General features: G+C 63.8%; 17 protein-coding genes. 8 read left to right on the top strand and 9 right to left on the bottom strand.

Translation table 11 applies throughout. The features are described 5' to 3' along the window. Positions 1-47: 47 nt before the first annotated feature. From PSAL_RS02365 to PSAL_RS02355, 3 genes are read right to left on the bottom strand one after another with little or no spacing between them, the layout of a single operon-like run. A complete protein-coding gene (locus tag PSAL_RS02365; protein WP_119839677.1) occupies positions 48-1,211 on the bottom strand; it encodes a M20 aminoacylase family protein in 1,164 nt (387 codons plus the stop codon). Positions 1,212-1,215: 4 nt separating this feature from the next. Continuing rightward, complete coding sequence (gene argE, locus PSAL_RS02360) at positions 1,216-2,382, bottom strand: acetylornithine deacetylase (protein WP_119839678.1); 1,167 nt, start codon at positions 2,380-2,382, stop codon at positions 1,216-1,218. A gap of 39 nt (positions 2,383-2,421) precedes the next feature. Next, positions 2,422-4,257, bottom strand: coding sequence for an ABC transporter ATP-binding protein (locus PSAL_RS02355; protein WP_119839679.1), 1,836 nt, complete (start codon positions 4,255-4,257; stop codon positions 2,422-2,424). A 277-nt stretch (positions 4,258-4,534) separates the two neighbouring features. Here PSAL_RS02355 and PSAL_RS02350 point away from each other — a divergent pair, with 277 nt between their 5' ends. From PSAL_RS02350 to PSAL_RS02340, 3 genes are all read left to right on the top strand, one after another. After that, the gene (locus PSAL_RS02350; protein ID WP_119839680.1) at positions 4,535-6,241 is read left to right on the top strand and encodes a peptide ABC transporter substrate-binding protein; all 1,707 of its coding nucleotides are present in this window, start codon (positions 4,535-4,537) and stop codon (positions 6,239-6,241) included. A gap of 90 nt (positions 6,242-6,331) precedes the next feature. Continuing rightward, positions 6,332-7,354 carry an ABC transporter permease gene (locus PSAL_RS02345; RefSeq protein WP_119839681.1) on the top strand — a complete coding sequence of 341 codons (1,023 nt, stop codon included), beginning with the start codon at positions 6,332-6,334 and terminating at the stop codon, positions 7,352-7,354. After that, entirely contained in the window at positions 7,347-8,300 is a 954-nt protein-coding gene (locus tag PSAL_RS02340) for an ABC transporter permease (protein ID WP_119839682.1), read from the top strand. Before PSAL_RS02345 ends, PSAL_RS02340 begins: the two co-directional genes overlap by 8 nt. A 284-nt stretch (positions 8,301-8,584) precedes the next feature. Here PSAL_RS02340 and PSAL_RS02335 read toward each other — a convergent pair whose 3' ends face one another. From PSAL_RS02335 to PSAL_RS02315, 5 genes are all read right to left on the bottom strand, one after another. Continuing rightward, complete coding sequence (locus tag PSAL_RS02335) at positions 8,585-10,018, bottom strand: NAD(P)(+) transhydrogenase (Re/Si-specific) subunit beta (protein WP_119839683.1); 1,434 nt, start codon at positions 10,016-10,018, stop codon at positions 8,585-8,587. Positions 10,019-10,031: 13 nt separating this feature from the next. Beyond that, entirely contained in the window at positions 10,032-11,606 is a 1,575-nt protein-coding gene (locus PSAL_RS02330; RefSeq protein ID WP_119839684.1) for a Re/Si-specific NAD(P)(+) transhydrogenase subunit alpha, read from the bottom strand. 172 nt (positions 11,607-11,778) lie between these two features. After that, positions 11,779-12,015 carry a hypothetical protein gene (locus PSAL_RS02325; protein ID WP_196222810.1) on the bottom strand — a complete coding sequence of 79 codons (237 nt, stop codon included), beginning with the start codon at positions 12,013-12,015 and terminating at the stop codon, positions 11,779-11,781. A gap of 123 nt (positions 12,016-12,138) precedes the next feature. Continuing rightward, positions 12,139-12,918, bottom strand: coding sequence for a gamma-glutamyl-gamma-aminobutyrate hydrolase family protein (locus PSAL_RS02320; RefSeq protein ID WP_119839685.1), 780 nt, complete (start codon positions 12,916-12,918; stop codon positions 12,139-12,141). A gap of 189 nt (positions 12,919-13,107) precedes the next feature. Next, complete coding sequence (locus PSAL_RS02315) at positions 13,108-13,305, bottom strand: hypothetical protein (RefSeq protein WP_147407636.1); 198 nt, start codon at positions 13,303-13,305, stop codon at positions 13,108-13,110. A gap of 210 nt (positions 13,306-13,515) precedes the next feature. Here PSAL_RS02315 and pepN point away from each other — a divergent pair, with 210 nt between their 5' ends. The 4 genes from pepN to PSAL_RS02295 all read left to right on the top strand — a co-directional run bounded on the left by pepN (position 13,516) and on the right by PSAL_RS02295 (position 19,569). Further along, on the top strand, positions 13,516-16,080 hold the full coding sequence (gene pepN, locus PSAL_RS02310) for an aminopeptidase N (RefSeq protein ID WP_119839687.1): 2,565 nt from the start codon (positions 13,516-13,518) through the stop codon (positions 16,078-16,080). A gap of 169 nt (positions 16,081-16,249) precedes the next feature. Beyond that, entirely contained in the window at positions 16,250-17,764 is a 1,515-nt protein-coding gene (gatB, locus tag PSAL_RS02305) for an Asp-tRNA(Asn)/Glu-tRNA(Gln) amidotransferase subunit GatB (protein WP_119839688.1), read from the top strand. Between the two features lie 794 nt (positions 17,765-18,558). After that, positions 18,559-19,026, top strand: coding sequence for a thioesterase family protein (locus PSAL_RS02300; protein WP_119839689.1), 468 nt, complete (start codon positions 18,559-18,561; stop codon positions 19,024-19,026). 87 nt (positions 19,027-19,113) lie between these two features. Further along, positions 19,114-19,569, top strand: coding sequence for a DUF4177 domain-containing protein (locus PSAL_RS02295; RefSeq protein WP_119839690.1), 456 nt, complete (start codon positions 19,114-19,116; stop codon positions 19,567-19,569). 54 nt (positions 19,570-19,623) lie between these two features. On the opposite strand, the gene PSAL_RS02290 is transcribed toward PSAL_RS02295, so the two are convergent. Then, positions 19,624-19,887 carry a BolA family protein gene (locus tag PSAL_RS02290; RefSeq protein WP_119839761.1) on the bottom strand — a complete coding sequence of 88 codons (264 nt, stop codon included), beginning with the start codon at positions 19,885-19,887 and terminating at the stop codon, positions 19,624-19,626. Positions 19,888-19,976: 89 nt separating this feature from the next. On the opposite strand from PSAL_RS02290, the gene PSAL_RS02285 reads away from it, so the two are divergent. Continuing rightward, on the top strand, positions 19,977-20,606 hold the full coding sequence (locus PSAL_RS02285) for a J domain-containing protein (protein ID WP_119839691.1): 630 nt from the start codon (positions 19,977-19,979) through the stop codon (positions 20,604-20,606). Positions 20,607-20,929: the final 323 nt, after the last annotated feature.

Here is a 20,929-nt window from a genome sequence, read left to right as displayed (position 1 = left end):
ATCCCTTGTGGCGCGGCAGCCCCGAAGGCCACCGCACCGGCCCAGGTTCAGGCAGCCGGCATGCGCTGCTCGACGATCCCGGCCCACCAGGAGCATCCGGCGGGAATGGCTTCGTCGTTGAAGTTGTATTCCGGCGTATGGACGTCCGAGCTGTCGCCATTGCCGACCAGAATATAGGCGCCGGGGCGTTCTTCGAGCATATAGGCGAAATCTTCGCCGCCCATCGTCATCTCGGCAAAGTCGCAATCCCCCGAGACCGAGCGTGCCACTTCGGCGGCGAATTCGGTCTGCTCTTCGTGATTCACCATCGGCGGATAGCCGGCGATCCAACGGATCTCGGCCTTGCAGCCCATGGCCTCGAGCAGCGACGTCGTGATGGATTTCAGACGGGTTTCGCCCAGTTCGCGCATCTCGGCGGACATGGTGCGAATGGTGCCGCGCAGGGTGACGCGCGGCGGGATGACGTTGAAGGCCTTCGATGAGGTTTCGAAGGAGGTCACGGAAACCACGACCTGATCGACCGGGCTGGCGTTGCGGCTGGCGATGGTCTGCAGCGCGCTGACCAACTGGCTGGCCGCGACCACCGGATCGGCAGTGTTATGCGGTTTGGCAGCGTGGCCACCCTGCCCGTGCACCGTGATCTCGAACTGGTCGGTCGAGGCAAAGAAGGCGCCGGGCCGGATCCCGAAGGACCCAAGCGGCATGCCGGGCCAGTTGTGCATGCCATAGACTTCCTGGATGCCGAATTTCTCCATCATGCCATCGTCGCACATTTCCTTGCCGCCACCGCCGCCTTCTTCGGCGGGCTGGAAGATCACCACGGCGGTGCCGTCGAAATTGCGCGTCTCGGCCAGGTATTTCGCCGCGCCTAACAGCATCGCCGTATGGCCGTCATGACCGCAGGCATGCATCGCGCCCGGTGTCTTGGAAGCATAGTCGAGTCCGGTCTGTTCGTGGATCGGCAGCGCATCCATGTCGGCGCGCAAGCCGATGACCTTGCCCGAAGTATTGCTCTTGCCGCGAATCACGCCGACGACGCCGGTGCGCCCAAGGCCGGTGGCGATCTCGTCACAGCCGAACGCCTTCAGCTTCTCGGCCACGAGGGCCGAGGTGCGGTGGGTCTCGTAGAGGATCTCGGGGTTCTCGTGCAGATCATGGCGCCAGGCGGCGATCTCGGGCTGCATTTCGGCCAGCCGGTTCTTGATGGGCATGGAATTACCTTTCGATGAGCGTGTCGAGCAGGCGGCGCATGAAATCATGGCCGGCCTCGAATTGGGCGATGGTGATGTATTCGTCCGGCTGATGGGCCTGGGCGATGTCGCCGGGGCCACAGACAACGGCGGCGAACCCGTGATTCTGGAAATGCCCGGCCTCGGTGCCGTAGCTGACGACATAGGTATCGTTGTCGCCGGTCAACCGGCGCGCCAGCGCTTCGGCGGCATTGTCGGGCACGGGTTTCAGGCCCGGCGCGCGGAACTTACCGACCAGCTCTATCCGGGCTTCGGGGCGGATGGCCTGCATGGCGGCTTCGACGCGGCGGACCTCGGCCTCATAAAGCGTGGCATAGCTTTCGGGATCTTCGCCAGGCACACAGCGGAAGGAGATCACGAATTCACAGCGCTTGGCGGTGATGTTGTGCGCCGTCCCGCCCGAGATCACACCGACATGGGCGTTGGTCCAGGGCGGCTCGAACAGGGCATCGCTGCCCTGCGGGTCCTTGGCCATGTTGGCGGCATTGACGGAATTGGCCCAGTCGACGATCCGCGCGGCCTCCATCACCGCCGAGACGCCGGTATGGGACAGCGAGGAATGGACCTCGAACCCATGCACCACGGTGTCGAAGGCGATCGAGGCCTTGTGCCCGGTGACCGGCTTCAGCATCGTCGGTTCGCCGATGATAGCGACGGCACCCTTGGGCACCTGGCCTTCAATGTCGCGCAGTAGCGGGTCGGCCCCGATCACGCCCAGTTCCTCGTCGTAGGACAGGGCCAGTTGCAGCGGGGTTTCCAGGGTCTGTCCGGCCGCTTCGGCCATGGCCCAGATCGCCAACGCGTCAAAGCTTTTCATATCGACGCAGCCGCGCCCGAAATACTTGCCGTCCCGTTCGATCACCGTGAAGGGGTCATCGGTCCATTCCTGACCATCGACCGGCACCACATCCGTATGCCCCGACAGCACAACGGCGCCGTCCTGCCATGGCCCGACATGCGCCCAAAGCCCGGCCTTGGGCTGATCGGGATGCAGGTGCCGGACACAGGTGACCCCGTGACCTTCCAGATAGTCCTGCACCCAGTCGATCAGCGGCAGGTTGCTGTCGCGGCTGACCGTGGGAAAGCCCACAAGGGTCCGCATGATTTCGAACGGCGTTAGACGTGAGGCCATGATATTTCCTTGGGTGGGCCAAAGCCCCCGCCCTGCCCCCTAGTATCCGCTGTCGGTGGTCAGGACGAAATGATCCGGTCCCACCTGTTCGTATTCAGAAGGGCCGGGCTGGTAATCCAGCCCGTGGATCGGCGATGGGATCGGCTTGAAGTTCAGCTCGTGTTCCTGCTTGCGGCGGTCGGGGTCGGCGATGGGCACCGCCTTCATCAGGGCCCGGGTGTAGGGATGGCGCGGGTCCTCGAAGACGGCCTGGCGCGACCCGATTTCGACGATGCGCCCCAGATACATCACCCCGACCCGATGCGACACCCTTTCGACCACCGCCATGTCGTGGCTGATGAACAGGAAGGACAGGCCCAGTTCGGCCTGAAGCTCCATCATCAGGTTGACCACCTGGGCCTGGACCGAGACATCCAGCGCCGAAACCGCTTCGTCCGCCACGATCAGCTTGGGGTTCAGGGCCAGCGCGCGGGCGATGGCGACGCGCTGACGCTGGCCACCGGACAGTTCGTGCGGGAAGCGGCGCATGAAGCTGCGCGGCAGCTCGACCCGGTCGAACAGCATCTCGATGCGGTCGTACATCTCCTTGCCGGAATGGGTGCCGAAGTTCTTCATCGGCTCGGCCACCTGATCGGCCAGCTGCATCTGCGGGTTGAGCGAGGCAAAGGGATCCTGGAAGATCATCTGCATGTCGAGCCGCGCGCGCCGCAGATCTCGCTGGTTCAGCGCCATGATGTCCTTGTGATCCAGCTCGATCTGCCCGGAAAGCGGTTCGATCAGTCGCAGCAACGATCGCCCGGCGGTGGATTTGCCGCAACCGGATTCCCCCACAAGGCTCAGCGTCTGGCCCTTGTTGATGTCGAAGGAGATATCTTCAACCGCATGCACATTGGCGACCGTGCGGCGCAGCACGCCGCCCTTGACCGGGAAGCGGGTGATGAGGTTCTTCACGCTCAGCAGGACTTCGTCCTTGCCGGGGATCGGCGCGATGACCTGACCTTCGACGCCGAACAGCTTCATCGGTTCAGGCAGCGGCTTGCCGGTCATTTCGCCCAGCTTGGGAACGGCGGCCAGCAGAGACCTGGTGTAATCATGCTTCGGCGCGTTGAAGATCTGGCTGACCGGCCCTTCTTCGACCTTGTTGCCACGGAACATGACCACGACGCGATCGGCCATCTGGGCCACCACCGCCATGTCATGGGTAATGAACATCACCGCCGTGCCCGTTTCCCGCTTCAGCCGGTCCATCAGGGCGAGGATCTCGGCCTGGATGGTCACGTCCAGGGCTGTCGTCGGTTCATCCGCGATCAGCAGCCGGGGCTCGCAGGCCAGCGCCATGGCGATCACGACCCGCTGTCGCATGCCGCCGGACAATTCATGGGGATATTGCGCGATGCGGCGTTCGGGTTCGGGGATGCGGACCTCTCGCAGAAGTTCAATGGCACGCGTGGTGGCCTGCGCCTTGTTCATGCCCTTGTGCAGCATCAGGCCTTCGCGCAATTGCCGACCCACGGTGAAGACCGGATTCAGCGCCGTCATCGGCTCCTGGAAGATCATCCCAATCTCGTTGCCGCGAATGGTGCGCATCAGACCCTGGTCGGCCTTGGCCAAATCGATCTCTCCGCCGCCCTTGCGATCAAAAATCAGGCGCCCGTCCGAGATTTTTCCGCCACCGAAATCGATCAGCCGCATCAGCGACAGCGACGAGACCGACTTGCCCGACCCGGATTCGCCCACCACGCAGACCGTCTCTCCGGGGAAGATATCGAAGGAAACATCCTCCACGCCTTTGACCGGGCCATCCCTTGTCTCAAAGGTAACCTGAAGGTTCTCGATCCTCGCGAGCGGTTGTGTCGACGTTCCGGTATCCAGCATGCGGCGCCTCGCAAAGAAATTTTTCGGGAGCAAAGGAAGTGTTGGAGCGACGCTACAGAGGCTTTCGCCGAAATGTCAAACTGCCCGCGCCTCTCCCTTAGCGTCACCGGACCGGAAGGCTTGCATTTTGCACGAATCCGATTTTCGATGGCAACAGTCCGTGGGGAGACGAACCGGAATGTGGCACAGCAGAAATGACGTGCCGCATTTTCGCCAATTCACCCACATTCGTAACCGGCCTGCCAAAAGGGCCGGGCTATCTAACCGGGAGACACAAATGTCATTCAAAACCATTCTGCTGGGTGCGGCCGCGACCGTCGCACTGGCGCCGGCGGCCATGGCCGAACGCGGCGCCGACGGCCATGTCAACATCATCTACTGGCAGGCGCCGTCCATCCTGAACCCCTATCTTTCCAGCGGCACCAAGGACATCGAAAGCTCGTCCCTGATCCTGGAACCGCTTGCACGCTTCGACGAAAAAGGCGGCCTTGTGCCCTACCTCGCCGAAGAGATCCCCACGGTGGGCAATGGCGGCGTTTCGGAAGATCTGACGACGATCACCTGGAAACTGAAGGAAGGCCTGCTGTGGTCCGACGGCACGCCCCTGACCTCGGCCGATGTGGTCTTCACCTCTGAATACTGCATGGCGGACGGCGGCGGTTGCGCCCAGTTTTCCAAGTTCGACGCCGTGGAATCGGTGGAAGCCCTCGACGACCTGACCGTCAAGGTCACCTTCAAGGCGCCGCAACCCAACCCCTATCTGCCCTTCATGGGCGGCCAGTCGCCGATCATCCAGGCCGCGCAATTCGCCGAATGCCTGGGCCCGCGCGCACCCGAATGCACCGAGGCCAACTTCAACCCGATCGGCACCGGCCCCTTCGTCGTGGACGAATTCAAGCCCAATGACGTAATCTCCATGTCGGCCAACCCGAACTACCGCGACCCGGCGAAACCCGCCTTCGCGACCGCGACCTTCAAGGGCGGCGGCGACGCCACCGCGGCAGGTCGTGCGGTGCTGGAAACCGGCGAGTTCGACTATGCCTGGAACCTGCAACTGGCCCCCGAAGTGCTGGCCAAGATGGCCGAAGGCGGCCAGGGCAAGACTGTTGCGGCATTCGGAACGCTGGTTGAGCGGATCGAGATGAACCTGACCAACCCCTCGGCCGATCTGCCGCCCGAGACACGCGCCACCGTGGCCGAACCGCACCCCTTCCTGACCGATCTCGCCGTGCGCAAGGCCCTTTCGATGGCCATCGACCGCGAGATCCTGGTCGAGATCGGCTATGGCCAGGCGGGTCGCCCGACCTGCAATCTGGTGCCGGCGCCTGAACTTTACGCATCTTCGAACACCGATTGCATGACCCAGGACATCGAAGGCGCCAATGCGCTGCTCGACGAAGCGGGCGTGGTCGATACCGACGGTGACGGCATCCGTGAAAAGGACGGCGTTCCGCTCAAGCTGCTGTTCCAGTCCTCGACCAATGCCGTGCGTCAGAACTTCCAGGATGCGATCAAGGCCTGGTGGAGCGAAATCGGCGTCGAAACCGAGCTGAAGAACGTGTCCTCCTCGGTCTTCTTCGGTGGGGATCCGGGCTCGCCCGACACCTTCCAGAAGTTCTATGCGGACGTGGAAATGTACGCCAACAACTTCGACGGCACCGATCCGCAGGCCTATCTGGCGCAATACCGTTGCGGCAACGAACCCAAGCCGTCTTCGCAATGGCAGGGCGAGAACATGAACCGCTACTGCGATCCCGCCTATGACGCCCTGCTCGACGAGCTGGCGCAGACCGGCGAGCTTGAAAAGCGCGGCGAGATCGCGATCAAGCTGAACGAGATGCTGACCAAGGAAAGCTACACGATCGTCCCGCTGGTCGATCGCGGCCGGGTTTCGGCGCACTCCAACTCCCTGGGCGGCGTCGTTCTGAACACCTGGGACAGCGAACTCTGGAATGCGGCCGATTGGTACCGCATCAAGGAGTAACCCTGAACCGGGGGTCGGCCATGTGCCGGCCCCCGGACCTCCGCGGCTTCGGGGCCCGGCCCCGCTGACGCCAGAACGCCCGGTCTCCTCATGCTCAATTTCACCATCCGACGGCTCATCATTGCCGTCCCGACGCTGCTTGCGATCGCCATGGTCATTTTCGGCCTGCTGCAGCTGTCGCCCGGCGATCCCATGGCCCAGGTCCCGCTGACCGTCCCGCCCGAGGTCAAGCAGCGGATGCGCGAGGCCCTTGGCCTTGGCGAACCCGGCTATGTCCAGTTCTACAAATGGCTGGTGCAGTTCTTCTGGATCGAACCTCAGGTGCTGATCGACAATATCTTCGGCACCCACCTGGCCGACGGCAAGCTGCGCGTCTTCAGCTGGCAGACCCGGTCGCCCGTCATGGACATCGTGGTGCAACGCCTGCCCCAGACGCTTTGGGTCGTGGGCACCGCCTATGTGGTCGCCATCCTGATCGCCCTGCCCATCGGCATCTATTCGGCCTACCGGCATTATTCGGTCTTCGACAACGTCGGGACCTTCGTGACCATGATCGGCTATTCGGTGCCGCCGTTCTTTTCCGGCGTTCTGGTCATCGTGATCTTCTCGGTCAACATGCCGCGCGAAAGCTTCTGGTGGTTCCCGTCGATCTACGACACCACGCTGAAGGTCACCGATTGGGACAGCTTCGGCGCCCAGATCCGCCAGATGGTCATGCCCGTCATGGTGCTGGCCCTGCAGATCACCTCGCAACTGTCACGCTTCATGCGGGCTTCGATGCTCGACAACCTGAACCAGGATTACGTCCGTACCGCCCGCGCCAAGGGTCTGGGCGAAAAGGCCGTCGTGCTGGTCCATGTGATGCGCAACTCGATGATCCCCGTGGTCACCGTCATCGCGCTCGGCATTCCGCAGATCTTTGGCGGTGCGATCATCACCGAACAGGTCTTCAAGGTGAACGGCATCGGCCAGCTTCTGATCGGCGCCATCCAGGCCAACGACCTGCCGATGGTGCAGACGCTGACCTTCATCTTTGCCGTGCTGATCGTCCTTTTCAACCTGATTGCCGACGTGCTCTACGGCATCCTCGACCCGCGGATCCGCTATGACTGAGACACCTCCCCCCCCGCCGCCCGACGTTCCGGTGTCCGAGATCCTGGCCGCACCGGTGCCCTCGACCCCGCCACGCAGCCAATGGGCCGAAGTGTGGAGCCAGTTCCGTCACCACAAGGGCGCCATGGCCGGCGGAATCGTCTTCGTGCTGATCGTGCTCGGAGTTTTCCTTGGTCCCTATCTCTGGGGTCTGGACCCCGCCAAGATCGACTTCCGGGCGCGCAACGAAGGGCCCAGCTGGGCGCATCCCTTCGGCACCGACCAGCTGGGGCGTGACATGATGGCCCGCCTGATGGAAGGCGGCCAGGTCAGCCTGGCGGTCGGGATCAGCGCCATGCTGCTGGCGCTGGTGCTTGGCACGCTGGTCGGTATCTCGGCGGGCTATTTCAAGCGGCTCGACAACCTGCTGATGCGGGTGACGGACCTGTTCCTGGCCCTGCCCCTGCTGCCGCTGCTGCTGGTCATGGTGCTGCTGTTCCGCGATCCGCTGTCCAAGGCCTTCGGCACCGAAACCGGAATTTTCCTGCTGATCGTGACCGCGATCGGCGTGACCTCCTGGATGCCGACGGCGCGGATCGTGCGCGGCGATGTTCTGGCGCTGAAGGAGCGGGAATTCGTTCTGGCCGCGCGGTCCATCGGGACGACAAACAAGATGATGATCCTGCGCCATATCCTGCCCAACGTGATCTCGCCCATCGTGGTCTCGGCAACGCTGGGGATTGCCAATGCGATCATCACGGAAAGCGCGCTCAGCTTCCTCGGGCTTGGCTTCCCGCCGGATTTTCCGACCTGGGGCCGGCTGCTGTATGATGCGGTGGATTACCTGCAACAGAACCCTGAACGGGTGCTGCTGCCGGGGGTCGCGATTTCGCTGACCGTGCTGTCGGTGAACTACCTTGGCGACGGGCTGCGCGATGCGCTGGATCCGCGGATCCGCGGTCGCTGATCCCCTGAACGCCTGAGACCTCGAAACGCCCGGAGCCCTGCTTCGGGCGTTTTGCTTTGGTGCAAAGGGCAAGCCCTGCCAATGACTTGGGAGAAGCTTCTACGGTTAGCTAAGGGATGAATAGCCCGGTACGGGGCGCAGAGCCTCCGGTTGCCCCGCCCGCGAAGGACGCTTGCGAAGCTGCCTTGCGCAAGCGACCTCACCGCACCTTTCCCCACCCACCACGCAACAAAAAGGGCGGCCCCCGAAAGGACCGCCCCCTGGCGTGATTGACTGATGCGGGCTCAGGAAAGCTTGGTCAGCAGCTCATCAAGAGACTTCTTCGCGTCACCGTAGAACATCCGCGTGTTGTCCTTGTAGAACAGCGGGTTCTCGATGCCGGAATAACCGGTACCCTGCCCGCGCTTGGAGACGAAGACCTGCTTGGCCTTCCAGCATTCCAGAACCGGCATGCCGGCGATGGGGCTGTTGGGATCTTCCTGCGCGGCCGGGTTCACGATGTCGTTCGAGCCGATGACGATGGCGACGTCCGTGGTCGGGAAGTCGTCGTTGATCTCGTCCATTTCCAGCACGATGTCGTAGGGCACCTTGGCCTCGGCCAGCAGCACGTTCATGTGGCCGGGCAGACGGCCCGCAACCGGGTGGATGGCGAAACGCACGGTCTTGCCCTTGGCGCGCAGCTTGCGCGTCAACTCGCTGACCGATTGCTGGGCCTGCGCCACCGCCATGCCGTAGCCCGGAATGATGATGATGCTGTCTGCCTCGTCCAGCGCCGAGGCGACGCCGTCCGCGTCAATGGCGATCTGTTCGCCTTCGACTTCCATCGCCGGACCGGCGCTGCCGCCGAACCCACCAAGGATGACCGATACGAAGCTGCGGTTCATCGCCTTGCACATGATGTAGGACAGGATCGCGCCGGAAGAGCCGACCAGCGCGCCGACCACGATCAGCAGGTCATTGCCGAGCGAGAAGCCGATGGCCGCTGCCGCCCAGCCGGAATAGCTGTTCAGCATCGACACCACGACGGGCATGTCCGCCCCACCGATGCCCATGATCAGGTGATAGCCGATGAACAGCGCTGCCGCCGTCATCAGGATCAACGGCAGGAAGCCACCGGTGCTGAAGTACCAGATCAGGCACAGGACCGAAATCGCCGCCGCAGCTGCGTTCAGCATGTGACCGCCGGGCAGCTTCGTCGCCTTGGAGTTCACCTTGCCGGCCAGCTTGCCATAGGCAATCACCGACCCGGTGAAGGTCACCGCCCCGATGAAGATGCCAAGGAACAGCTCTACCCGCAGGATATTCTGCTCGACCAGGGTCTTATGCGCCAGAAGCTCGGCAAAGCCGTGCAGCGTGGCGCGCTCGACCTCGTCCATGCGCAGGACGTGGGCCAGTTCGAAGTGGGCGTTGAAGCCCACGAAGACCGCCGCCAGGCCGACGAGCGAATGCATGGCTGCGACCAGTTGCGGCATCTCGGTCATTTGGACGCGCGTGGCGACGAAGAAGCCGATGATGCCGCCCGCTGTGATCAGGATGAGCGAAAGCAGCCAGAAGCCTGCGCCGGGGCCGATCAGCGTGGCGAAAACCGCCAGCGCCATGCCCGCGATGCCGTACCAGACGGCCCGCTTGGCGCTTTCCTGGCCCGAAAGCCCCCCCAGCGACAGGATGAAAAGGACCGCTGCGACCACATAGGCCGCTGTCGTGAAACCGAAATCCATAATCCCGACCTCCTTACGATTTCTGGAACATGGCGAGCATGCGCCGGGTGACAAGGAAGCCGCCGAAGATGTTGATCCCGGCCATGAAGACCGACAACGACCCCAGCAGGATCACGATCCAGCTGCCCGACCCGATCTGCATCAGGGCGCCCAGGATGATGATCGACGAAATCGCGTTGGTGACCGCCATCAGCGGCGTGTGCAGCGAATGCGACACGCCCCAGATCACCTGGAAGCCGACGAAGACCGACAACACGAAGACGATGAAGTGCTGCATGAAGCTGGCCGGAGCGACGAGGCCAACCCCCAGCAGCAGCGCCGCGCCGATCACCAGCAGGGTGACCTGGTTGCGGGTCTGTTTCTTGAAGGCGGCGGTTTCGGCCGCGCGCCGTTCTTCCGGCGTCGGCTCCTTGACCTTTTCCTTCGGCTTCTGCGCCGCGATCGCCTTGATCTTCAGGGGCGGCGGCGGGAAGGTGATCTCTCCGCCATGGGTGACCGTCGCGGAACGGATCACGTCGTCTTCCATGTTCTGGTTGACGACACCGTCCTTGGCCGGCGTCAGATCCGTCATCAGGTGGCGGATATTCGTGGCGTAAAGGCTGGAGGCCTGCGACGCCATCCGGCTGGGGAAATCGGTATAGCCGATGATCGTGACGCCGTTGTCGGTGACAATCTTTTCATCCGGCACCGTGCCTTCGGCATTGCCGCCCTTTTCCGCCGCCAGGTCGACGATGACCGAGCCGCGTTTCATCGAGGCGATCATGTCTTCCAGCCAAAGCTTGGGCGCTTCGCGGTTGGGGATCAGGGCCGTGGTGATCACGATGTCCATCTCGGGCGCGATCTCGCGGAACTTCGCCAGCTGGGCTTCGCGGAATTCAGGCGAGGAAACAGAGGCATAGCCACCAGAGGACGCACCGTCGGTCTGCTCTTCCTCGAAGTCCAGGTAGACAAACTCGGCGCCCATGGATTCGACCTGTTCGGCCACTTCGGGGCGCACGTCGAAGGCATAGGTGATCGCACCGAGCGAGGTCGCGGCACCGATGGCGGCCAGACCGGCGACGCCGGCGCCGACGATCAGCACCTTGGCCGGGGGCACCTTGCCCGCGGCGGTGATCTGACCGGTGAAGAAGCGGCCGTAGTTGTTGCCGGCTTCGATCACGGCGCGGTAGCCCGCGATATTCGCCATCGAGGACAGGGCGTCCATCTTCTGCGCCCGGCTGATGCGCGGGATCATTTCCATGGCCAGGACGGTTGCGCCCTGATCCTTGCACAGGTCCAGCAGTTCGGTATTTCCGGCCGGGTTGAAGAAGGAAATCAGGGTCTGCCCCGACTTCAGCATCTTCGCTTCGTCATCGGAAGGTGCGCGCACCTTGGCCACGATGTCGACGGTGTCGAACAATGTCGCGGCATCCGGAAGCACGGTGACACCGGCCTCTTCATATGCAGCGTCGGTAAAGCTGGCCTTCTGGCCTGCCCCGGACTGGATGAAGCATTCATGCCCCAGTTTCTGAAGTTGCAGAGCCGAATCCGGCGTCATGGCAACGCGGGCTTCTCCCTCGAAAACTTCTGTTGGCGTACCGATTTTCACCTGTGACGTCCCCCTTTTTCGAACATCCTGCCCTTCCGGTGAGAAAGAGCATGTCTTCTTGTCGGACCATGGGTCCGACACCTCCTTGAAACGCGCACCAGGTCCGGGCGCGAAACTTTCGCCGGGATGACAGGGCCGATGGGCCAAGTCAAATCCGGCGGTCTGCTTGCTGCTACTTCAAAGCGATTCCGCGGCGCTTTCGCCACCATGGGATCGCGTTGCCGCGCAGGGTGAAACCCTTTTCCATCAACTGGATGAAACAGGGAAGCCTTGGCAGCGCTAACACGCACAGAGAGTGCAGATTGACGCCAAATCCCGCCGTCAGACGTCGGCAAAGCGGCGCAATCGCGCGGCGTTTCCTGCTTGGGACGCGATCCGCCAGCCACCCGGTATCGTTGAAGAAAGTCACGCGAAGTCACCATAGCCCACCTTGCGCCCCATGCCAGCACGAAGCGCGCGGGCCCGCAAAGCGAAAGACATCGCGCAGTTGGCAATGCCCGTGCGCCACGCGCGCCGGGCCGCAATGCACTGTTCAGGCGGTTTTCAGCATCGGGGTGGCCCGCTCGCCGGCCTTCCAGGCGCGGGCGGCTGCGCCCAGCCCTTCAAACAGGGGCCGGGACACCGGATCATTGGCGGCATTGTATTCGGGATGCCATTGCACAGCCAGGGTGAAGCCCGGCGCGCCGTCGATATAGGCGGCCTCGGCCGTGCCATCCGGAGCGGTGCCGTCGATCACGAAGCGCTTGCCCGGATGGATGACGCCCTGACCATGCAGCGTGTTGGTCATCACCTCGGGCGCGCCCATCAGACGATGGAAGACCCCGCCTTCGGTAAAGCTGACCTTGTGGCGCAGGGCGAATTTTTCCTCAAGCGTGCCTTCGGGGGGCATCCGGTGGTTCATCCGGCCCGGCAAATCGCGAATTTCAGGATGAAGGGTCGACCCCATGGCCACCGCGACCTCCTGAAAGCCACGACAGATGCCAAGGAAGGGCTGACCGCGTTCGACGCAGGCGCGGATCAGCGGAAGGGTGATCGCATCGCGAGCCCGGTCGAAGGCCCCATGTGCCTCGGTTTCCGCTTCACCGTATTCAGAGGGATGCACGTTCGGCCGCCCACCCGTCAGCAGGAAGGCGTCGAAGCTTTCCAGCAGTTCCTCGACCGAGACCATTCGCGGATCGGCGGGGATCAGCGCCGGCATGCAATCCGACACCTCGGCCACCGCCGTGGAATTCATCACGCCACCTGCATGAATGCGGTACGTGCTTTCGACCACATGCTGGTTGGAGATGATGCCGATAAGGGGTCTGGACATGGTTGCGCCTTTGTTGCCTGACCCTAGACTAGGCGCGCGCGCAGCCAATGAAAACGGCTTTTGCTGTGCGCAGATGCACCACGGGGGCGCGGTGCACCGAAATTCGGCAGGCTGGGCTGCTGACGGGCAGTCCGCGGGCATCACGCTGGGTCAGCAGGCGCGATGCCTGGCTGCAGGGCCCGCCGCGCCTTAGTCCACAGGCTGGACTTGCGCGCCCTCACCGGCCGGCGTGATCGCGGCATCGCCCGGTTCGGGATCGCCCGAGGTAGCCTTGAACGTTGCGGCGCCCCCGATCACCAGCCCGACGATGGTGGCAATTACGATGCCCCAGATCGGTGTACGATGGCGTTTTTCCTGTTCGGCGATTTCTGTGTCTGGTGCGGACATGGTGGGCCCCTTCCTTGTGATGTGCCCAAGACCAACGACACCCGCCCCCAGGATGTTCCCCAAGGACCGCGCGCGGCTGGCCCTTGCCGGCAAAGAGAGGCGCACCAGATCGCTGACCGGACGGGTCGCAACCGCCCCCTTCCGCCCCTGCCCCCTTGCAATCCGGGCCCGGGCGCGGAAGATCACCAGACCGGATAAAAGGACCCGAAGATGAAAGATGCAGCTGCCGATCATTCCGCCGAAACGATCTTCCTTGCGGATTACACACCGCCGGGCTGGCTGGTCGAGGATGTTTCGCTGACTTTCCGCCTTGCGCCAGACGCCACGCGGGTCCTAAGCCGGATCCGGTTCCGCCCCAACCCGGACGGGACGCAGGACCGCTTCTTCCTGCACGGCGAAAAGCTGACCCTGATCTCGGCCCGGATCGACGGCGCCCCCGTCACCCCCGATGTGACGGACGAAGGCCTGACCTGCGCAGTGCCCGATGGCGCCTTCACCTGGGAAACCGAGGTCGAAATCGCGCCGGCGCAGAACTTTGCGCTGGAAGGGCTCTACATGTCCAACGGCATGTACTGCACCCAGTGCGAGGCCGAAGGGTTCCGCAAGATCACCTATTACCCCGACCGCCCCGACGTGATGGCGACCTTTACCGTGCGGATCGAAAGCGATCTGCCGGTGATGCTGTCGAACGGCAACCCGGGCGCCAGCGGGCCCGGCTGGACCGAATGGCATGACCCCTGGCCCAAGCCCGCCTACCTCTTTGCCCTGGTGGCCGGTGACCTGATCGCCCATCCCGACAGCTTCACCACCCAGTCCGGCAAGGACGTCGCGCTGAACATCTGGGTCCGCCCCGGCGACGAAGGCAAATGCGCCTTCGGCATGGAGGCGCTGAAAAAGTCGATGAAATGGGACGAAGAGGTCTATGGCCGGGAATACGACCTCGATATCTTCAACATCGTTGCGGTCGATGATTTCAACATGGGGGCGATGGAAAACAAGGGGCTGAACGTCTTCAACTCCTCCTGCGTGCTGGCCAGCCCCGAAACCTCGACCGACGGGAATTTCGAACGGGTCGAAGCGATCATCGCCCATGAATATTTCCACAATTGGACCGGCAACCGGATCACCTGCCGCGACTGGTTCCAGCTGTGCCTGAAAGAGGGGCTGACCGTCTTCCGCGACAGCCAGTTCACCTCGGACATGCGCAGCGCCCCGGTCAAGCGGATCTCGGATGTGATCGCCCTGCGCGCCCGCCAGTTCCGCGAGGACAACGGCCCGCTGGCCCACCCGGTGCGCCCCGAAAGTTTTCGCGAGATCAACAACTTCTACACCGCAACGGTCTACGAAAAGGGCGCCGAGGTCATCGGCATGCTGAAACGCCTTGTCGGGGACGAAGCCTATGAAAAGGCCTGCGACCTCTACTTCACCCGCCACGACGGCCAGGCCTGCACGATCGAGGATTGGTTGCAGGTATTCACAGAGGCGACAGGTCGCGATCTCGGCCAGTTCAAACGCTGGTACAGCCAGGCGGGCACGCCACGCCTGACCTTGCGCGAAACCTGGGACGAGGGCACCTTAACGCTGCATTTCAGCCAGCGGACACCGCCGACGCCCGGCCAGACCGACAAGCAGCCCCAGGTTCTGCCAATCGCCGTCGGCCTGATCGGCCCCGATGGCGAAGAGGTGCAGGAAACAACCCTGCTGGAAATGACCGAAACAGAACAAAGCTTCTCCTTCTCCGGTCTCGGTGCCCGCCCCGTGGCCTCGGTCCTGCGCGGCTTCTCGGCCCCGGTGATCCTGCAACGTGATCAGGACAACGCCGATCGCGCCTTCCTGCTGGCCCATGACACCGACCCCTATTGCCGCTGGGAAGCCGGCCGTGCCCTGGCCAAGCAGGCCCTGATGCGGATGATCACAGACGACGCGCCCGCCGATCCCGCCTACCTCGGCGCGCTGACCACCCTGCTCGGGGATGAAACGCTGGACCCGGCCTTCCGCGCCCTGGCCATGGCGCTGCCCTCCGAAGACGACCTGGCGCAAAGCCTGGCCGACACCGGCCATGTTCCCGACCCGCAACGCATCTGGGACAAGCGCGAGGCGATGCGCGACGCCATGGCCGACTTCATGCCCGATCTGCTGGCCCAACTCTTCGACGCCCACCAGGTCCCCGGCAGATACGCCCCCGAAGCCGCTCCGGCGGCCGCCCGCGCCCTGGCCAACAGCGCCCTCGCCCTGCTGTCGCGCCGTGACGGTGGCGAACGCGCCCGCGTCCAGTACGCCGAAGCCGACAACATGACCCAGCAGTTGGCGGCCCTGTCCTGCCTGCTCTCCATCGGAATGGCCGATGACGCGCTTGGGGCCTTCTACGACCAGTGGCAGTCCGACCGCCTCGTGATCGACAAGTGGTTCTCTCTCCAGGTGGCTTTCGCAGCCCCCGACCAGACCGCCGCCACGGCGGCCCGGCTGGCCGGACACCCGGATTTCGACATGAAAAACCCCAACCGCTTTCGCGCCACCTTCGGTGCGCTGGCGGCGTCCCCGGCAGGCTTCCACCATGCCTCCGGCGCCGGCTACCGCCTGCTGGCGGACTGGCTCATCCGCCTCGATGCGCTCAACCCGCAGACCACCGCCCGGATGAGCACCGCCTTTGAAACCTGGAAACGTTTCGATGCCGACCGCCAGGACATGATCCGCGCCGAACTGGAACGCATCCTCTCCCGCGACGGGCTCAGCCGCGACACCTCGGAAATGATCACCCGAATCCTCGCCGCCTGACTCCCGACGCCCCGTTTCCCTGTTCGAAATATCCCGGGGGACGCCCCGAGGTGGCCATCCAGGCCGCCTCGGGGCGGGGGGCAGAGCCCCCGGCACCGCCCAACCCTCTTGCCCCGATCCGGCCAAGTGCCTAGAACCCCGGACCAGACCGCCGCCGAAAGGATATTCCATGCTGGACCTCACCTACGAGACCCCGAAACCCAAAGTCATCGCGGGCGCGAAACACGATTGGGAGCTGGTGATCGGGATGGAGGTCCACGCACAGGTCTCCTCGCAGGCGAAACTCTTCTCCGGCGGCTCCACCCGCTTTGGGGCCGAGCCCAATTCCAACGTCGCCTTCGTCGATGCCGCCATGCCGGGGATGCTGCCGGTCATCAACGAATACTGCGTCGAACAGGCCGTGCGCACCGGGCTGGGCCTGAAGGCGCAGATCAACCTGTTCTCGGCCTTTGACCGCAAGAACTACTTTTACCCGGATCTGCCGCAAGGCTACCAGATCAGTCAGCTCTACCACCCGATCGTCGGCGAAGGCGAAATCCTGGTCGACATGGCGCCCGGCATCGCCCGCCTTGTCCGCATCGAACGCATTCACCTGGAACAGGACGCCGGCAAGTCGATCCACGACATGGACCCGGCGATGTCCTTCGTCGACCTCAACCGCACCGGCGTTGCCCTGATGGAGATCGTCTCGCGGCCCGACATCCGCGGCCCCGAAGAGGCCGCCGCCTATGTCGTCAAGATGCGCCAGATCCTGCGCTATCTCGGCACCTGCGACGGCAACATGCAGAACGGCAACATGCGCGCTGACGTCAACGTGTCGGTCTGCCGTCCCGGCCAGTACGAGAAGTACATGGAAACCCAGGATTTCGGCCACCTGGGCACGCGGTGCGAGCTGAAGAACATGAACTCCATGCGCTTCATCCAGATGGCCATCGACTACGAGGCGCGCCGCCAGATCCAGATCCTGGAAGCGGGCGGTGAGATCGAACAGGAAACCCGTCTCTACGATCCCGACAAGAACGAGACCCGCTCCATGCGCTCCAAGGAAGAAGCGCATGATTACCGCTACTTCCCCGATCCCGACCTGCTGCCGCTGGAAATCGAACAGGGCTGGGTCGATGATATCGCGAAAACCCTGCCCGAATTGCCCGACGACAAGAAGGCGCGCTTCGTCAAGGACTTCGGCCTCAGCGAATACGACGCCTCGGTGCTGACCGCCGAAGTCGCCAATGCCGTCTTCTTCGAAGAGGTCGTCGGCGCAGGCAAGGACGGCAAGCTGGCGGCCAACTGGGTGATCAACGAATTGTTCGGCCGCCTCAAGAAGGACGACCTGGAGATCACCGATAGCCCGGTTTCTCCCGCGCAACTTGGCGGGCTGATCGCCCTGATCGTCAAGGGCGACATCAACGGCAAGATCGCCAAGGATGTCTTCGAGATCCTGTTCACCGAAGGCGGCACCGCCGAGGCCATCGTCGAGGCGCGCGGCCTGAAACAGGTGACCGATACCGGCGCCATCGAAGCGGCCGTCGACGCGGTGATCGACGCCAATCCGGCCCAGGTCGAAAAGGCCAAGCAGAACCCGAAGCTGGCCGGTTGGTTCGTCGGCCAGGTGATGAAATCCACCGGCGGCAAGGCCAACCCCAAGGCGGTCAACGACCTCGTCGCGGCGAAACTGGGGCTCTGAGGCCCGGCCCCAGAGCCGGACACGACACACCCGATGGGGGGCAAGGCGCAGGCCCTGCCCCCTTTTTTCATCGAGGATCGGCCGCAGTCCGCGCGTGTCCCTGCCCCTGCGGGTCGCAGGATTTGCCCGAACTGGTTGCAAGGCCCCCCCCTCGGGCCGCCTTTCCCGGACCCGAGGGGCAACAACCTTGCCTGCGATCCTTCGCCCGAACACCATGCATTGACGCAAGGACGGATCGGGGACACCAACCGCCGGCATTCAAGGACGTTGCGGGAAACCCGGGAGAGCGCTGCATCGGCGCCTGCTGCCTTGCCTGGGACAGCTCCAACCTGAACACCGCCTCGATTGCCCGGATCGTCCTGCCCACGGTCGGGCTGGCGACCATCGGCATGACGGCCAATTCTGCCGGTTGCCGCCGCACCTCGGATCGAAAATGCTCTGGAGCGGGAATTCCGCGCTCATCCGGAATGTGGCGAAGGCGACCTCAAGGCCAACCGGTCCTGGCGTAGGGACCTGGCGCGCGAAGATCTGTTCGATCCCGCCCGCATCGCGATCCTTGCCCATGTAGATGCCGCTCTCGAGGTGCTCGACGGAGAAAGCGCGGCCTTTCACTTTGGCCGCGCAGGTGTTGCGCAAGGATATCCTTGGGCGGATGGATCAGGTCGCCCAGGCGGCCCCGACTGCGGCGCACCACAGGCCCTTGAAACGGCCCCGCCCCTTGCCCTGCCTTCTGCGCCTGCTAGGCTGCCTGCCATTGACCGGCCCCCGCGCCGGCGCCTGCACCAGGAGACCGCATGCCCCTTTACGTATCGCCCGCCATGGACCTGAAACCTGATTGGATCGACTACAACGGCCATCTCAACATGGCCTTCTATGGGGTGCTTTTCGACCTCGGACTTGAGCCTTTTCAAGAAGATATGGGCCTTGGTGAAAGCTACATGAAGGCGCAGGCGCATACGACCTACACCGCCGAATTCCGCATCCGATACCTGCAGGAACTGCATCTGGGCGCCAGGGTACGCAGTTCGGTCCGGGTGCTGGACGTCGGCCCCAAGGCCTATCACTATGCTCAGGAACTGATCCACGAAGACGGCTGGATCGCGGCCACCGGCGAAGGGATCTCGCTTCATATCGATCAGGCCGGACCCCGCGTCGCCGCCTATCAACCCGCCCAGAAGGCCGCACTGGAGGCAGCGCTGGCCAGCCATGGCGATACGGCTGTGCCCGATTGGGTCGGCGCCCCGATGCGCATCCGCAAGTAGCCCCCACGGCCCTCTTGCCAATCGCGCAGGGGAATGCATCTAGAGGGGACAGCCCCACCGCAAGGGACGCGACAAAGGAGACGCCGGATGAGCCGTTATGAATACAAGGTGGTTCCCGCCCCCGTGAAAGCGCCCCGCAAGGCCGCCGGGGCGAAAACCAGCGAAGACCGTTTTGCCCATGGCCTTGAAGCCCTGATCAACAAGCTGGCCGCCGATGGCTGGCAATACCAGCGGGCCGAGATGCTGCCGCAGGAAGAACGCTCGGGCCTGACCGGCAGCGCGACCACCTATCGCAATGTGCTGATTTTTTGCCGCCCCTCGCCGCTGGATACCTACCGGGCCGAGGTCATGGACGTCGACACGCCGCAGGAAACCCCGATGGCCGCCGTTTCCACCGAGGCCCAGAGACAACGCCTTGGTCCCGCCCGGGGGCCCGCCGGTGGCCGCGGCCCCGTCCTGACCGCCCGCAAGGGCGAGGCGGTTGAAGACGAGGCGGAAGATTTGGCCCAAAGCGACACGGATCACACCAAGCCCGCCAGCTAGGGCGCCTGGCCGCCTTCGGGCGCGTGGTGTCGCCCTGGGGCCGGAACCTTGCGCCTAGGCGGGCGCCTCAAGCTCCAGAGCCAGCGCATGGATCTGGCCCATCAGGTCCGGCCCGATGGCCGAATGTACCGCGCGATGCCGTGCAATACGGCTTTGCCCAGCCATGGCGGCCGCGCGCATACGGACCCGGAAATGGCTTTCACCGCCATCCTGGAACCCCGCGTGGCCGCGATGCTGTTCGCTTTCGTCAAGAACTTCCAACGCTTCCGGGGTGAAGGCCGCTTCCAGCCGCCTGCGGATCTCTGCCTGTCTGGTCATCTTTTTTTCCACTCGCCTCTTCAATCTGACGCCACAGAGTCTAAACTGCACCGCCTGACTCGGAAAGGTCTGTACGGAAAGGTCCCGCGATGCCCAAAAACGATCCCTTCGGTTTCGACATGTCGATCTCCACCGCGAAGAAGAAAACGAATCGCGGCCGGCGCGGCATGTCCGGCGCCTCCGAGACCTCGGTCCGTGTTTGCGAACACGAAGGCTGTGAGGAACCGGGCAAGTACCGGGCGCCCAAGGCGCCGGACGTGCTCGACGATTATTACTGGTTCTGCAAGGATCACGTGCGCGAATATAACCAGAAATGGAGCTTCTTCGACGGGCGGACCGAGGCGGAGTTGAACGCCCAGCAATCCGATGACAAGGTTTGGGAGCGCAAGACAAAGCCGCTTGGCGACCCCGAGGCGCGGGCCTGGGCCCGGCTGGGCATCGAGGACCCGCATCAGGTGCTGGGCGAGAACGCGACCCAGAACCCGGGCAAGAACGCCGGTGCCGCGGCAACCCGCCGCCTGCCCCCGACCGAACGCAAGGCGATCGAGATCCTGGAAGTGCGGGAAACCGCCAGCAAGACGGATCTGCGCAAGGCCTACAAGGCGCTGATCAAGGTCCTGCATCCGGACATGAACGGTGGCGACCGCAGCCAGGAAGACCAGCTTCAGCTTGTCGTCTGGGCCTGGGAACAATTGAAGGACAGCCGCAACTTCAAGTAAGTTGCGGCGGCCTTGGCCGCGGGCGGGTCTGGACGAAACGCGGGGGGCAAGCCGTTTATCGGCCCCCCCACCCCGCGAAAGTTCGGGCATCAAGCGTTGAGGGAGCGACGTTCGAGGGGGCAGAAATGCCCGCCCCGGCAGAGCTGAGGTTTTCCCCCAGCCATGCCAGCCCCAACAGGGCCAGAACGAAAAGCGAAGCCGATTGACGACGTCCAATGGGTGCAAGCATTCCTCGACCTCTGAATTTCGGCCGCGCCCCGGCAGGGAGGCGTCCATGACAGCCCGATGTGCCGGACCGATACGTGGCCTTGGCGAAACCATGC

Source organism: Pseudooceanicola algae (assembly GCF_003590145.2).
Classification (GTDB): Bacteria; Pseudomonadota; Alphaproteobacteria; order Rhodobacterales; family Rhodobacteraceae; genus Pseudooceanicola; species Pseudooceanicola algae.
This window is presented reverse-complemented; position numbering and strand designations above follow the sequence as displayed.